The sequence below is a fragment of the Bacillus sp. 3255 genome (genome assembly GCF_031456485.1).
Classification (GTDB): Bacteria; Bacillota; Bacilli; order Paenibacillales; family NBRC-103111; genus Paenibacillus_E.
The window spans coordinates 278,390-293,284 of record NZ_JAVDUS010000001.1 but is presented as its reverse complement, the minus strand read 5'-3'; the positions used below and the strand labels follow the sequence as shown (position 1 = coordinate 293,284).

Sequence of the window (14,895 nt, the reverse complement as noted above, 5' to 3'; positions counted from 1 at the left end):
CTAGAAACTCTTCATACAATAATCATATACGACTTCCATCTCATACAAGATTGGGGAACTCCAGGATGCGCTTTAAAGATGTGTTTTCCATTATCGGACCTTCTATGATAGGTCCTTCCAGCTCCCATACGGCGGGAGCCGTCCGTCTCGGACGCGTCGTCAGACAGCTGCTGGGGGAGCAGCCGGCCAAGGCCGAAATGACGCTGTACGGATCTTTCGCGGATACATACCGGGGGCATGGCACCGACCTGGCGCTGATCGGCGGACTGCTGGATTTCGAAACGGACGATCCGCGCATTCCGCATGCCGCCGAAGAGGCGGAAGCTCGCGGTGTAGAGATTGCATTCCTGACGAGTAAAGATAAAGCGGATCATCCCAATACCGTCAAATTCCATCTATCTGCCGGAGACAAAGAAGTGGTCATGATCGGAGCGTCCATCGGGGGCGGCAATATTGAGATTGTGAGTGTGAACCAGTTCGATGTGAAATTTACCGCGGTCTACCCGACGCTCGTTATTTCACACCACGACCGTCCGGGCATGATTGCCGAGATTACGACATTGCTCGGGCGCAATCAAATCAATATCGGCTTTATGGATTTGGACCGGAAAGGCCGGGACCGCGAAGCGATGACGGTCATTGAGACGGACGTCACGGTTTCGGATGCATTGATAGAGGAGCTGGGCTCCCTGAGCATGATCTACGATATCAAACGCGTGGATCTCGCGGAAAGAGGCGAGTAATTTGAGATTCCGAACATTGAAACAATTAACGGAGGTATGCGCCTCCGAGGGGCAGACAATTGCAGACGTCATGCTGGCGGACCAGAGCCAGGAATCCGGCAGACCGCCGGCGTATGTCTTGGAGAAAATGCGGGCTTACTACCGGATTATGAAGGAAGCCGTGGAGAAGGGGCTGACCGAGGACACGACGTCCCGCAGCGGACTGACGGGCAGAGACGCCCAGCGCGTTGCCGGCTATATGGCGGCGGGCGAAGCCTCCCTGGGAGAGGAAGCTTGCAAGGCGATGGCTTACGCGCTTGCCGTCTCCGAAGTCAATGCGTCCATGGGACGTATCATTGCCACACCGACGGCCGGATCCTGCGGAATCATTCCGGGTGTCTTCATCTCCTCCCAGCAGCGGTTCGGCTGGGACGACGACCATATGGTGCGGGGACTGCTGTGTGCGGGGGCGATCGGTTATGTGATCGCGAACAATTCCTTCGTCTCCGGCGCGGAAGGCGGCTGCCAAGCGGAAGTCGGGTCCGCCATCGGTATGGCGGCGGGAGCGCTCGTCGAGCTCCGCGGCGGTACGCCGGAACAGGCGATGCATGCCGTAGGGCTGGCGCTCAAGAACACGCTGGGGCTTATATGCGATCCGGTCGGCGGGCTGGTTGAAATTCCCTGCATCGTCCGCAACGGCTTCGGCGCCGTCAACGCGATGGCGGCGGCGGATATGGCGCTTGCCGGCGTCCGCTCGGTCATTCCTTCGGACGAGGTCGTTCAAGTCATGTACGAGGTGGGCACAGCGATGCCGGAGAAGCACCGGGAGACGGCCAAGGGCGGTCTCGCACAGACGCCGACAGGCCGGCAAATTATGAAAGAGCTGAACCTGGGGAAAAAGCGGTAATGTCGGAAGACTCCGGAAGAGCCAGCGCTTGGCTAACGGACACAGAGGCCCTTATTCGATGAGAAGGGGCCTTTTTGCGCGTTCCGCGGTTTGATTTTCCAAAAAATTGGCATCCTAATCCTATGACGGACAAAGGCCAAGGAGTTCGATATGCGGAAAATAGCCATAACTTTCGTGATCATCACAACATTCACAGCGTTGAGCGGATGCTCCGGAGCCCCCCAAGAATCCGATATCAAGGCGCTCGGCACGGAAGAAGTCCGGAGTCTATCGGGTGAGCATGAGACCGACAACCGGATGGCCGACTGGAACCTGACCAGCGGCGACGCGGAGCTGTACATCGGAGATTTGGGCGTGGAACAGCTCTATGCCTCGAATCAGGTGAGAAGCATGACGGCGGGAAGCGCTAAGCAGGCGCTGCTGCCCAACGGATTCCCGTTGATCAAAGCCGTGCCGAATCCGGACATCGCGCCCAAGGCCGGCGGATATGCGGAGAACGTGATCGAAACCGCCAAGAGCTATCTCGGCACGCCCTACGTGTACGGATCCAACCGCCTGGACCCGAGCTCCTTTGACTGCTCGGACTTTACGCGTTGGGTGTTCTTGTATGCTCTGGGCATGGACCTGCCTTGGGATGCCAAGAACCAAGCGGCTTACGTCGAGACGCTTTCCAAGCGGAAATACCGCGATCTGAAGCAGGCGAAGCGGGGCGATCTCCTGTTCTTCACGAGCTTCCGCGGCAACCGGGCGGCGGATTATGCCGATCTCGATCCGTCCCAGAAAACGATCAGCCATATGGGCATTTATTTGGGCGACGGCAAAATCATTCATTCGGCCTCGAAGAAAACCGGAGGCGTTCGGATCGATCACCTGTTCTTTAAGCATTTGGAGTATCGTTTTGTGTTCGGAGGCAGTGTATTGGAATAACAAGAAGACCCGCCTGGGCGAACAATGCCTTGCAGCGGGTCGTTTTAGTAGGCTCCGGTTCCCCTTCCCCTCATTTCGGTATATAGTAGAGAGGTTGATATGTAGGAAGGGAGCTCATACGACATGCATACATCGATGACGGAAATACTTGATGGCGTTTTTCCCGCGGTCTGTTCGCTGGATTGTCCGGATCAATGCGGCTTGCTGCTCCATAAAGAGGCGGGCAAGATCGTTAAAATAGAAGGAGACCCCGACCACCCGGTTACGCAAGGGGCGATTTGCAATAAGGTTCGCAACATGGCGGCGAGATTGTACGATGAACAGAGGCTGCAGTATCCCATGAAGCGGGTTGGCCCCAAAGGGGAAGGCAGCCGGTTCGAGCGCATTACTTGGGCGGAAGCGATCGCGGCGATCACCGGCCGCTGGAAGGAGCTGATCGCCGAAGAAGGCGCAGCATCCATTCTGCCATACAGCTTCTATGGCAATATGGGGCGGATCGGGACCGAGGGGATGGACCGCCGCTTTTTTAACCGGATGGGCGCTTCGCGGCTGCTGTATGCAATCTGCGAGTCCGCCGGCACGGAGGGCTACAAATATACGATGGGCGGCAGCTTCGGGACCGATCCGGAGGATACGGTGCATGCGAAGCTTATCATCATGTGGGGGATCAACGCGGTCAGCACGAATATGCACCAGGTGATGCTGGCCGAGAAGGCGCGCAAGAACGGTGCGCAGATCGTCGTCATAGACGCCCATAGGAATCAGACCGGACGCTGGGCGGATTGGTTCATCCCCATCATGCCGGGGACGGATGCCGCTTTGGCGCTCGGGTTGATGCATATTGTATTCGCCGAAGACATGACGGATGAGAACTTCCTGCGGCAGCACACCGTAGGTTATGATGAACTGAGAGAGCACGTTCGTCAATACGAGCCATCCGTCGTATCGGCCATCACGGGGGTACCGGTGGACGATATATACCGTCTTGCCCGCTTGTACGGCCAGACGTCGCCTTCGTTCATTCGGATCGGGAACGGGATTCAGCATCATGACAACGGCGGCATGTGCGTGAGAACGATCGCCTGCTTGCCGGCCGTGACGGGACAGTGGCTGCACCAGGGGGGCGGAGCCATCAAGGGTAACGGCGCCTATCTGGAGCACAACATCGCTGCCTTGCAGCGGCCTGACTTGCGGAAGCAGGATGCCCGGCAAATCAATATGAATCTGCTGGGGAGCGCTTTGCTGGAGCTGGACCCGCCTATTCGTTCGCTCTATGTGTATAATTCGAATCCGGCGCTGGTCGCGCCTCACGCCAATAAAGTGCGAGAAGGACTGGAGCGGGAGGATTTATTCACAGTCGTGCACGATCTGTTTCTGACGGAAACGGCCAAATACGCGGATATCGTGCTGCCAGCGACTTCATCCTTCGAGAATACCGACTTCTACCGTTCCTATTGGCATCAGTATGTGCACTTGCAGCTGCCTGTGGCGGCGCCGTACGGCGAAAGCAAAGCGAACGTCGAAGTGTTCCGCTTGCTGGCTGCGGAGATGGGGTACGAAGACGAAGCTTTGCAGGACAGCGACGAAGCTTTGATCCGCCAAGCGCTGGATCATCCGGGTAATCCGGCACTAGCTGACATCACTTACGAGAGACTGCTGGAACGAAAGTTCATCAAAGCGGACGTCAAGCCGCTATTTCCAGGGAAATTGCGGACGCCGAGCGGCAAGATTGAATTGTATTCCCGAGAGATGGAGGAGAAGGGCTACCCGGGTTTGCCGACGTATATGCCGCTTCCCGACGAGGATGGCCTGCCGTTTCTGTTCATTCCGGCGCCGAATCACAACTTCCTGAACTCGACGTTCGCGCATAATGAGAAGCATGTGCGCATGGAGAAAACGCCGAAGCTTCATCTTAACGTGAAGGATGCCGATGCGCTGGGCATCGTCAGCGGTGATAAGGTGCGCGTATGGAATCAGCGCGGCGAATGTGAATTGACAGCCGCTGTAGGCTCCGATGTGCTGCCGGGTGTCGTGGTGAGCCAAGGTCTGTGGGCGGATAAGGCCGGCGGCAAAGCGTTGGTCAACGCCCTGACGCCGGATCGCGTAGCCGATATGGGCGGCGGCGCTACCTTTTTCTCCGGCCGTGTGCAGGTGGAGAAGCTTGATGCGGAGTGACTTCTAGGCACCTCTCTGCATAAGGTATGGCAGGAGGTGGTGATAGCCATGTCATTGCAGCACAAAGCATATGCCTGGATCGGCAGCCCGGTCGGTGTATCCATGATGGACGGTACCGGTACTTCCGGCATTCTGTGCAGTATACAAGGCGGATCGATCTACTTGATCGAGTACTTATACCATACGCAATTCTCGACAAAGCACTATGCGTTCAGCCAAATCCGGGACATCCTTCCGTTCCCGCAGTGCCCGCAGCCGCAGGTGCTGTATCAGTCGAAACCGCTCTACTAGTTAATTAAGCATATGAGATTCCGCGGGCGGAGCTGACCTGCATCTATAAAGGAAAAAAGCTATCTCGGAGGTTTTCGGACCTTCAGGGATAGCTTTTTTATTTCGGACAAATGGAACGATTGAATTTGTGCAACAATTGAGCGAAGTTCTCGGCATCCTCGTCGGACCAATCCTGGAGCAGCTCCTTCAGTTTGTTAGAACGGACGCGTTTATATTCGGCCATTTCCGTTAGACCCAGCTCGGTGAGCTGCAGGGAATACGACCTTCCGTCCTGAGGGTCGGGTAATTTGGAGACATAGCCTTTTTGTTCCAGAGCTGCAGCCTGACGGCTGACGGTTGAAATATCCAGCTGAAGCTGTTCGGCAAGAATCTTGACTCCTGTAGGAACCTCTTTGGATATACGGTGCATTAATAGGTAAGCGGCTCTGTCGAGATTGCCTAATTTCCGATGCGAGGAGAACGATGTAACGCGGCGGATGAAGATAGCCAGCTCTTCCTCTATCGTCTCTATGGATTGTTGATGCAAGTGGGTTCACCTCTCTAGCTTTACTGTGCCATGGTAACATCATCATACACAATTCCCTTTTCGGGCGCGAATTCGATAATTGTACATGAAATATCGAATATATTTCCGCTTCTAGCCGGCAGCATCGATGATTCAATTCGAAAAATCACATACGATTCGCGTTCGCGGCAGGATTTTGGATCCGGCATCCCATTGAAATTGTAAACGAATATTCATTGACATGGTCGCGATTAGTTGTATAATACAATATCATACTTTCATTATACAACTATTTTAGGGGGTTCGAAAACAAAAGTCTAAAACTTCAAAGAACACGCGTGATCAAAATTGCCCAGCTTGAAGATTAGGTCGTACGAGTACGATGATCAGTTGCGGTAATTTATTTGTGTTTAAGGCAATGTCTTATTAGATTTGCATGTCATATCGAAGAGAAGGTAGAGGAGAAAACATGAAACGTAAAGGAATGTTGTATGTCATTTTAATCGCTCTAGTTGTCGTAGGTGGAGGAATCGGCGGTTATTTCTGGTATGAAGGCCAAAATTACATTTCTACGGAAGATGCTAGACTTGCCGGAGATATTTATAAGGTCATGCCGCGTATTACCGGGAAAGTGACGTCGCTTGATGTCAATGAAGGCGATCATGTCCTTGCCGATCAGATCATCGGCCAACAAGACACCAACAATTTGGCGACCAGCAATTTAGATCAGGCCGCACTTCGTTCTCCCATTGAGGGAACGGTCATCAAAACGTTGGTGAAGGCCGGTGAGGTTTCATCACCTGGCCAAACGGTCGCGATGGTGGTGGATACGCACCAATTGTACGTGTCGGCCAATATCGAGGAGACGGAAATCAACCGCATCCAGCCGGGTCAAAAAGTCGAGTTTAACCTGGACGGATATTCAGGTAAAACGTTCATCGGCAAAGTGAAAGAAATCAGTAAGGCGACTGCGTCGACATTCTCTCTGCTGCCTTCAACGAATACAAGCGGTAATTTTACGAAAGTAACCCAACGTGTACCTATTAAAATATCAATCGATGACAGCCAAGGCATCGAGTTGTCTCCGGGAATCAGCGCCACGATCAAAATTCATTTGAAGGACAAATAAGGAAAGAGGTTAGAACCCGATGAAAAATTTAAAGAAATGGGTCGTTCCCGCGGCACTCATGCTGGCCGTTGTTAGTATTGTGCCCGGATGCGGCGATAAAGTTACAGGAGCGACGAATGCCGCGGCAGCGGTTAGCGTCAAAACGATCAAGCTCGGCCAACCCGTATCCGCCGGTTTAAGCGGTAAAATTATTCCGGACCAAGACATTAAAGTCGTATCCAAAGTTGCAGGCAAGGTAGCCCAAGTGAATGTGCAAGAAGGCAGCAAAGTGAAGAAGGGCGATTTGCTGGTGCAGATTGAGACCGGCGATTTCACCCAACAGGCGAAACAAGCGGAGTCCGCTCTGCAAGCATCTCAAGCCAAGCTGGTCGATACGCAGCAGGGTGCCCGCAAGCAAGAAATCGACGGGCTTCAGAGCGCGGTATCCGCTGCTCAAGGCGCTAACCAACAAGCGACAGCGGCGGTAGATCAGGCGAAAGCCGCTTATGATTTGGCGACGAGCGCTTATAACCGGCTGCGTAACGCTTACGACAGCAACTCGGGCGTGACGCAGGAAGATTTGGACAAGGGCACGATGGAATTCGAAAGGGCTAAGGCTGCTTACGATCAAGCGCAAGGGGCGCAAAAGGCGTCGCAAGCCCAATTGCAGGGAGCCGAAGCGAAGCTTCAACTGGCCAAAATCGGTGCGACGGATAATACGATTAAAGCTCTGCAGGCCGATGTAGACCGTCTGCAGGCCGGTCTGGACCTTGCGAACAGCAACTTGAGCAATGCGACCATTACAGCTCCGATCGACGGCGTCATCGTGAAGAAGAGCATCTCTGAGGGGGAACTGGCCCAGCCAGGCGTTCAATTGCTCTCTCTTGTCAATATGGATCAAGTCCAAGTCGAGCTGAGCGTTGAAGACAGCCAAATCGCGCAAGTGAAAGCCGGTTCACAAGTCGACGTTACCGTGCAAAATTTGCCGGGCAAAACGTTCAAAGGTGAAATCTCTTTCGTCAGCCCTGTTTCCAACACGAACAGCAGCACATTCCCCGTTAAAGTGAAAGTCGACAACAAGGACGGTCAATTGTTTGCCGGTATGGTAGCGGAAGTAACCATGAACGCTTCCCAACAAAGCCGTCTGGAAGTTCCAGCAAGCGCGGTTATGAAGAAAGACCAAAAAGAATATGTGTTCGTCGCCGATAACGGTACGGCACATCGCATTGAAGTTACGACGGAGAAGAAAAACGAAGATTGGGTTTATGTTCAAGCGAACGACAAAATTAAAGGAAGTCAACAAGTTATCGTGAATCCGACAGATCAGATCGCGGAAGGCACCACGGTAAAAGCCGAATAGGAGGCGCAGCTATGGCCGAAACATCGGCAGTACACCAACAACAAGCAGAAGGCAACGGAAAGATGTGGCTATCGCTGATTGCCATCGTGATGGGAACTTTCGTGGCGGTGCTCAACAGCAGCTTAATGAACGTTGCTATGAATAAATTCGTCGCTGTATTTGGCTCAGATATCAATACGATGCAATGGGTGATCACGGGCTATACCCTGGCTTCGGCTATGGTCATTCCGATGAGCGGATATTTGGGCGCGAGGTTCGGTAATAAAAACATTTTTATATTTTCTGTTGCGGGATTTACTATTTTCTCCGTAGTTTGCGGGATGGCCTGGAGCGCAAGCACCATGATTCTCTTTCGGATCCTCCAGGGCTTCGTCGGCGGCTTCATTATGCCAATCGGCATGTCTATCATTTATACGACGTTTCCCAAAGAGAAGATCGGTACGGCGATCGGACTGTGGGGGGTTGCCGCGATGTGCGCCCCTGCGCTTGGTCCGACGTTCGGCGGTTATTTGATTCAAAACTATAGTTGGCGGCTGCTTTTCTTCATCAACGTGCCGATCGGGATCCTTGCCGTTATTTTAGGCAAAGTTTTATTGAAGGACTCGCCTGGTAAGAAAGGATTGAAGTTTGATACGCCCGGGGCCCTTCTGTCGATGACCTTCTTCGGCAGTTTGCTGCTTGCTTTGAGCAAAGGGCAGTCTGAGGGCTGGGGTTCGCTGTTTATCGTTTCCTTGCTCTATGTGGCATTCTTCAGTTTACTGCTGCTCATTTGGGTAGAGCTTGGGACGAAGCAGCCCGTACTAGATTTGAAACTATTTACGAACTTCAAATTTACGATCTCTGTAATCTCGGGATCCTTGGTCATGATGGGGATGATGGGCGGCACGTTCCTGACGCCGCTGTATTTGCAAAACATCCAAGGGCTGTCCGCCATGCAGACCGGTTTGCTGATGATGCCGCAATCAGTGGCGATGGCGGTTATGATGCCCATAAGCGGCAAGCTGGCGGACCGGTTCGGCATTGTTCCATTATGTATCGTCGGACTTTCCATACTTGGCGTGACGACGCTGGAGCTTCATCATTTGACAACCGAAACGCCCAATCATTGGCTCAATGTCGTACTTACGATCCGCGGCTTGGGGATCGGCCTGTGTATGATGCCGCTCACGACCGCGGGAATGCAGGCTGTTCTGCCGCAGCAGGTCGGCAATGCCTCGCCGCTCTCCAACGTATGCCGGCAAGTAGCCGGATCGCTCGGTATCGCGATCTTCACGGCGCTCATGAGCAATCGTCAGCTCGTGCATTACCAGCATATTTCGGACAGCGTGCCTGTTGATTCCGTTACGGCGAACAGCGTGACATCGATGCTGTCGGGCGCGATCTATTCATGGTCGGTCGATATGGGCACTTCGGCCGGAACGGCCGCCGTATACCTGGCTGGCTTCATGCAGAAAGAAGCGTTAGTCCGCTCGATTGCCGATACGTTCTTTATTTCAGCAATTCCCGCTTTTATTTGTATTCCATTCGTTCTATTATTTATCCAAAGGAAGAAAGCGCCTGTTGAATTGAAAAAGTAATTGAAAGTAGCAGGTAATGGAAGAGATGTACAGATTTACTACGAGAGGGGCACTAACATGAAAAAGAGTTTATCCGTACTCATGAGTACGACAATGGCTGTGACGATGTTCTCAACAGCGGCATTAGGCGCTTCAGCGTCTAAGTCCTCGGCTGATTTTGGCGATTTGGCGAATCTCGATGCGGGCACCAAGGTGAAGTATGATGCGATGATCGCCGCGGGTATATTTGACGGGGTGAGCGATGGTGTCTTCGGATTGCATGATAAAATGAACCGCGCACAATTCGCCAAAGTGGCGGCTTTGATTTTCGGATTGAAGGTAGACAATGCCTTACGGACATCCAGCTTCAGCGATGTGAGTGCCGACGATCCCGCTAACGGCTACGCGCTTCCTTATATTGAAGCGTTGAAGGCGGCTCATTTGACCGACGGCTATGGAGCCGGTACGTACAATCCGGCGGGCGAAGTGACCAAAGAGCAGCTCGCCGCTTTCTTGATCCGCGGGCTGAATAAAGAAGCACAGGCGAGTGCTGCCGCAGGGTCGAAGGATAACACCGTATCCGATTGGGCGCAGGGTTATGCGGCTTTGGCCGTTCAGTTGAATCTGCTGGGCAAACAAGCTGACGGCACCTTCGGCGGCGTTGCGCCGGCTACACGCGACCTGCTGGTGACTTCTTCTTATGAAGCTCAAAAGCAGTATGTGCCAGGAAGTCATCCGGCAGTCTCGGTGCTTCCCGCTGACGATATGAAAGCATATGCCATCACTAGCGATACGCAAGCGCAAATCAAAGGGATCCTGCAGGAAAAAACGTTGGACGGTTGGCGAATTGGCGCCGTTATTAAACTGAATAACGGGACAAGCAATACGATCCGGATTCCGGATTATGAGCTGCGCGTCAAGGCGGCTGACGGCACGGTGTATACGCTGCAGCCGAGCGCTAACAATGCCAAGTCGATTCTTCCGCAGAGCGATGCAACAATGAACTATATGGCGGACGTGAGCTTGAAATCGGACCTGAATTTGACCGATCTTCTATGGATTAACGTCGATACCAAAGTGTATCCTAAAAAGGAAACCTTATTGGCGGACGCCCCGGTGCAATCCATGATTTGGCGCGGCAAAGACGCAGTCATCAGCGATCCGGCCTTACTTGGCGATTGGGGAGCGGTGTTCTCCGCACCGGGTGAAACCTCCGGCTTGAAGTATTCGGCGACAACGTTGTCCAAGCAATTCGCAGGGCAATCGCCGACTTATGTCGTTCAGGTGAAAGTAGAGAATACCGGCAGTTACACCGAAACCGTGCCTGATTTCACTTTGGGCGGCAAATCCGACGGACAGCTATTTGTAGGCAAACGCGTGGAGCAAGAGGCAATTAGCTTGAATGCGGGCGAGCAAAAAAACATTCATTTCGCCGTCACGACCGATCCGACAGCTACGCTGAATGCTTTCTATGTACTATCAGCCCAAAGCTTCCTGAAGCAAGGACAAACGGCTCCTGTGCAGTTCAATACAGGCCGAATCGGCTTCCGGCTTCCGGCTAACGCAAGTTCCGGTACAGGTGCAGGAAATACGGCAAGCAGCTATGCATTCGGCACGCCGATGGCATTCGATTCGTCGAACGACTTCATCAATCCGAACTTGGCCGTGTCCTTGGAAGAGCTGCATGTCACGAACAATGAAGAAACGGGCAATAAAGTCGGCCTAGCGAAGTTTAAACTGTTCAATAACGGCGACAAGCCGATTCCAGTCCCTGTGTTCGCGGCGGAGCTGGCGGGCAAAGACGGGTACACATACTCGGGCAACCGCCAGACCGTCAGCGCGCAAGATATCGCTCCGGGAACGGGGATTGTCGTCAGCTATGGCTACACGCTCCCGTCGACCGATACGAACGAACAATATGCGCTGAATATTCAAGGCGTGCTGCCGGGACAAGGGCAACAAGCTGGATACAAATCAACCATTGCAAGCTATCAAGTGAATGTTCAGAGCAATACCATGGACCACAGCAATATTTCCTTATATCCGTTTAATTTGAATATCAAAAGCTGGACCCTTTCGCAATTATCCAACATGGGCGCAACCGGATTCTCATATACGTACAAATTGAATCTGGATTTGGATCTTACCCGTGATGAGGCTGTGACTCTGGATAATAGCTTCTCCAAGCTGAAGTTGGAGCTGGTGGATGCGCTGGGTAAATCCATCGGATCCACGTTTTTCCCGTTCATAGGAGCCAACCGCTTGATGAGCGGCACACAGAAATTAACGTTTGGTAATTTGACGGATGATCAAATTCGCAGCAACGTTTATGTGAAGGTTTATGAAACGATCAGTACGCCGACCGGCGATGTTGACAGACTTATTACAGAGCTTAAATAAGAAGCGTTCGTTCAAGCTTGATTGCCGGACGAATGAACAAGGAGCTAAGCGCTTGAATGTGCTTAGCTCCTTTGTTTTTGAAATTCCTCTTCTGCCTGCGCGCGATCTGCAGAATATTCGGACATCAAAACAGCAGAAAACGGCCTTCCCCTCTATCATTAGCATGATTTCGGGGAAGGCCGTTTTTCATTTAGCGATTAGCCTTGGCTTGGTGCATAGCCAGGCGTGTTAAGAATATCGGCAAGCTTGGCAGCTCCTTCGGAGTAATATTTATCTGCCTCTTCTTGCGTGGCGCGATCCAGAGCGACTTGGAAGTCGAGCTCTTGTCGAAGCACATTCAAAACTTTCTCTTTCAACTCGCCTGGATCCAAGCTTGTGGCGGAAGCAACAAGCGTTTTGCCTTGGCGAAGGTCCGCAAGCACATCTTTCTCTTCCTTCTTGCCGAAGACGGCGGTGTCGTTGATCACGTGGTTAATGCGGTTGGTGATCACCTGCTCCAGATCGGCTTTGGCTTGACTCGCGGAGGCTGGTTGGTAGCCAGGTGTGTTAATGATATCCGCAATCTTCGCAGCCCCTTCAGAGTAATACTTGTTGGCCTCTTCTTGCGTTGCGCGATGCAGCGATACTTGGAAATCCAGCTCTTGTCTAAGCACGTTCAAGATTTTCTCTTTCAGTTCGCCAGAGTCCAATTTAGCGGCGGAAGCGACCAGTGTTTTGCCTTGACGAAGGTCTTCACGAACATCGCTTTCTTCTTTGCTGCCGAAAACAGCCGTATCATTGATGGCACGATCAATGCGGTTTTGAACGATTTTTTGCAGATCGGCTTGAACGGCCGTACTCGATGCCGGTGTAAATCCTGGCGTATTGATAGCGTCGGCGATTTTGGCGGAAGCTTCCGAATAGGCTTTATTCGCATCTTCTTGGGTTGCACGGCCCATCGCCACTTCGAAATCGAGGTCTTGGCGAGTCACGTTGGAGATTTTCTCCTTCAATTCACCTGGATCCAGGCTTGTAGCGGAAGCGACAAGCGTTTTGCCTTGGCGCAAATCTTCCCATACGTCGCTCTCCTCTTTTTTGGCGAAGAAAGCAGTATCGGTAACGATGCGGCTCAAGCGGTTGGCAATGAGCTTGCTTAAATCAGCGGCCTGCGCTTTCACACTTTCAGGATTATAACCGGGCGTATTAATCATATCGGTAAGCTTGCCGGCGCCCAAAGCGTAATACCGGTCAGCGTCGGCTTGCACGGCGCCTTTGGTAGAAACTTCAAATTGGAGGTCCTGTTTAAGCAGGGATAATAGATCCTCTTTCAGCTCGCCTGAATCCAAAGATGCTGCGGATTGAACTAGAGTTTTCCCTTGACGAAGATCTTCCATCACGTCAGTTTGCTCTTTTCCTGCATAGCTGGCCGTGTCACGAACCACGTTATCCAAACGGTTCAACACGAGGTGGGCCAAGATGGCACTATTGCCGGCAGACGGCAATTGGTTGCCTTTGGTTTCCAGAGCGGAGCCTAGCTGCTCAGCGAGAACCGCTTCACTGGTTTGAATTTCGTTAGCCGTAATGAAACCGTAGCTCTGTGCTTTATGTAAATCAAAGTTGATGATCGGGGTCAAGTCAGTGAGCAGCTCCGCGCTGCTAACGCCGGTTGCTTCCGTCAGCGTGCTGCCGGCGGAGAGAGCGTCTCTAATATCGTCTTCATCTTGACCTGTCGCTTCAGCGGCATTTTTGGCCAGAATGGATAAATGATAGTTAATAATTTGACTTGCAAAAGAATCGGCTTGAAGGACAGCCTGGGAAGCGACCGCTTCGTCAGCATGAGCTTTGCCGGCAGAGAGAGCGGAGCCGGAGAACAAGATGGCAGCGGCGAGTGTACCTGTGGTTAAAATTTTAAACGGTTTTTTCATGAAGAACATCTCCTTTGGAAAATAAAAAAGTAAACTAATTAAATATAATTAGTTATTATCGTTAACAACATTGTTAATGATCATAATATAAAACGCGGCAACCGCCATGTCAATTCAGAAACCCGAAATGTTGCACAATGTTCACATTATCGAAAAATGTCAATACTTTGTCATAAAAAGTTGACTGATAATTTATTTTTCACTATGATAATCATTGTCACCTAAATTATGTCGCAATGAGGGGAGAGTACGAGATGGAACAAGATGAACTGACTTTCTCTGAGTGGAAGCAAAATATTAGTGATTTTTTATCTTTGAATTATGAAAAAAAGGGATTCAGTCCCTTAGTCGGCAAAATTTTTGCGCAGCTGCTGTTTGCCACAGGACCTCTCAGTTTGCAGGATATTGTCGAACAGCTGGGTGTAACCAAAGCCGCTGTAAGCGTTCAAATACGCCATATGGAACGAGTGGGCATGTGCAGGAAGATGCCGTCCACCAATGACCGCAGGGATTATTATTACATGTCTGAGAGTTATAGTGTGAATCATATCCGCCGAATTGTTCAGGATTTGGAATTGTTTCATATATGGGCAGAGAAAACGATGAAAGATATTTCATCGATTGAGACTTGCAGTGAGGCTCAGCAAGAATCTCTCGAATATTTCGAGCAAAGGTTTTCATTGCTGGCTGCCATGTACGATATGCTGCATCCGATGATCAAGGATGTCGAGAAGAAGTGGGAACAGATCGTTCTGAACCGTAAGAAAGCCAAAGAAAAAGAATAGTTAATGCCCGGCGTAACCGATTTCATGGAGGCGGCGGGCTTTTTTTATGAAAAGAGGATTCAATACGCCAATTTTCCAATAATATCCCTCCTTCACCTAAACAAATGACAATGAAATGTGGGAAAAAGGGAGTAGTATGGTGAAATCGCAGTATATTGTATGCGCTTACATACATAGGGGCAGCGTTCCTATTCACATAGGCCGTCGCTCATGTATCAGTCAATCGTCCCTGTATACGGTACTTGCGAGAGTAAA

12 protein-coding genes are annotated in these 14,895 nt (G+C 51.6%); 10 read left to right on the top strand and 2 right to left on the bottom strand.

The window, feature by feature from the left end; genetic code table 11:
- Positions 1 to 65 precede the first annotated feature (65 nt).
- The 5 genes from sdaAB to J2X61_RS01180 all read left to right on the top strand — a co-directional run bounded on the left by sdaAB (position 66) and on the right by J2X61_RS01180 (position 5,022).
- The gene (gene sdaAB, locus J2X61_RS01200; RefSeq protein ID WP_274466683.1) at positions 66 to 743 is read left to right on the top strand and encodes an L-serine ammonia-lyase, iron-sulfur-dependent subunit beta; all 678 of its coding nucleotides are present in this window, start codon (positions 66 to 68) and stop codon (positions 741 to 743) included.
- A 1-nt stretch (position 744) separates the two neighbouring features.
- Positions 745 to 1,629 (top strand): L-serine ammonia-lyase, iron-sulfur-dependent, subunit alpha, encoded by an 885-nt coding sequence (gene sdaAA / locus J2X61_RS01195; RefSeq protein ID WP_274466682.1) that lies wholly within the window; start codon positions 745 to 747, stop codon positions 1,627 to 1,629.
- A gap of 174 nt (positions 1,630 to 1,803) precedes the next feature.
- Positions 1,804 to 2,556, top strand: coding sequence for a C40 family peptidase (locus J2X61_RS01190; protein ID WP_310185186.1), 753 nt, complete (start codon positions 1,804 to 1,806; stop codon positions 2,554 to 2,556).
- A gap of 123 nt (positions 2,557 to 2,679) precedes the next feature.
- On the top strand, positions 2,680 to 4,731 hold the full coding sequence (locus J2X61_RS01185) for a molybdopterin oxidoreductase family protein (protein ID WP_310185184.1): 2,052 nt from the start codon (positions 2,680 to 2,682) through the stop codon (positions 4,729 to 4,731).
- A 48-nt stretch (positions 4,732 to 4,779) separates the two neighbouring features.
- Positions 4,780 to 5,022, top strand: coding sequence for a hypothetical protein (locus tag J2X61_RS01180; protein WP_310185183.1), 243 nt, complete (start codon positions 4,780 to 4,782; stop codon positions 5,020 to 5,022).
- A gap of 97 nt (positions 5,023 to 5,119) precedes the next feature.
- Here J2X61_RS01180 and J2X61_RS01175 read toward each other — a convergent pair whose 3' ends face one another.
- The gene (locus J2X61_RS01175; RefSeq protein WP_274466678.1) at positions 5,120 to 5,548 is read right to left on the bottom strand and encodes a MarR family winged helix-turn-helix transcriptional regulator; all 429 of its coding nucleotides are present in this window, start codon (positions 5,546 to 5,548) and stop codon (positions 5,120 to 5,122) included.
- Between the two features lie 448 nt (positions 5,549 to 5,996).
- On the opposite strand from J2X61_RS01175, the gene J2X61_RS01170 reads away from it, so the two are divergent.
- Genes J2X61_RS01170 through J2X61_RS01155 form a run of 4 tightly spaced genes read left to right on the top strand, consistent with a single transcriptional unit; the run spans position 5,997 to position 11,951 of the window.
- A complete protein-coding gene (locus tag J2X61_RS01170) occupies positions 5,997 to 6,656 on the top strand; it encodes an HlyD family secretion protein (protein ID WP_274466677.1) in 660 nt (219 codons plus the stop codon).
- Positions 6,657 to 6,675: 19 nt separating this feature from the next.
- The gene (locus tag J2X61_RS01165; RefSeq protein ID WP_274466675.1) at positions 6,676 to 7,995 is read left to right on the top strand and encodes an efflux RND transporter periplasmic adaptor subunit; all 1,320 of its coding nucleotides are present in this window, start codon (positions 6,676 to 6,678) and stop codon (positions 7,993 to 7,995) included.
- Between the two features lie 11 nt (positions 7,996 to 8,006).
- Positions 8,007 to 9,572, top strand: coding sequence for a DHA2 family efflux MFS transporter permease subunit (locus J2X61_RS01160; RefSeq protein ID WP_274466674.1), 1,566 nt, complete (start codon positions 8,007 to 8,009; stop codon positions 9,570 to 9,572).
- Positions 9,573 to 9,629: 57 nt separating this feature from the next.
- Positions 9,630 to 11,951, top strand: coding sequence for an S-layer homology domain-containing protein (locus J2X61_RS01155; RefSeq protein WP_310185178.1), 2,322 nt, complete (start codon positions 9,630 to 9,632; stop codon positions 11,949 to 11,951).
- A 197-nt stretch (positions 11,952 to 12,148) separates the two neighbouring features.
- On the opposite strand, the gene J2X61_RS01150 is transcribed toward J2X61_RS01155, so the two are convergent.
- On the bottom strand, positions 12,149 to 13,855 hold the full coding sequence (locus J2X61_RS01150; RefSeq protein WP_310185176.1) for a hypothetical protein: 1,707 nt from the start codon (positions 13,853 to 13,855) through the stop codon (positions 12,149 to 12,151).
- Between the two features lie 314 nt (positions 13,856 to 14,169).
- Between J2X61_RS01150 and J2X61_RS01145 the strand changes: the two genes are divergently transcribed.
- On the top strand, positions 14,170 to 14,640 hold the full coding sequence (locus tag J2X61_RS01145; protein ID WP_310185175.1) for a GbsR/MarR family transcriptional regulator: 471 nt from the start codon (positions 14,170 to 14,172) through the stop codon (positions 14,638 to 14,640).
- Positions 14,641 to 14,895: the final 255 nt, after the last annotated feature.

Bases quoted from the DNA above. Each gene is read 5' to 3' on its own strand.
- J2X61_RS01170 (WP_274466677.1), top strand. From the start codon at position 5,997: ATGAAACGTAAAGGAATGTTGTATGTCATTTTAATCGCTCTAGTTGTC.
- J2X61_RS01160 (WP_274466674.1), top strand. From the start codon at position 8,007: ATGGCCGAAACATCGGCAGTACACCAACAACAAGCAGAAGGCAACGGA.
- J2X61_RS01185 (WP_310185184.1), top strand. From the start codon at position 2,680: ATGCATACATCGATGACGGAAATACTTGATGGCGTTTTTCCCGCGGTC.
- J2X61_RS01150 (WP_310185176.1), bottom strand. From the start codon at position 13,855: ATGAAAAAACCGTTTAAAATTTTAACCACAGGTACACTCGCCGCTGCC.
- sdaAB (WP_274466683.1), top strand. From the start codon at position 66: ATGCGCTTTAAAGATGTGTTTTCCATTATCGGACCTTCTATGATAGGT.
- J2X61_RS01180 (WP_310185183.1), top strand. From the start codon at position 4,780: ATGTCATTGCAGCACAAAGCATATGCCTGGATCGGCAGCCCGGTCGGT.
- J2X61_RS01165 (WP_274466675.1), top strand. From the start codon at position 6,676: ATGAAAAATTTAAAGAAATGGGTCGTTCCCGCGGCACTCATGCTGGCC.
- J2X61_RS01155 (WP_310185178.1), top strand. From the start codon at position 9,630: ATGAAAAAGAGTTTATCCGTACTCATGAGTACGACAATGGCTGTGACG.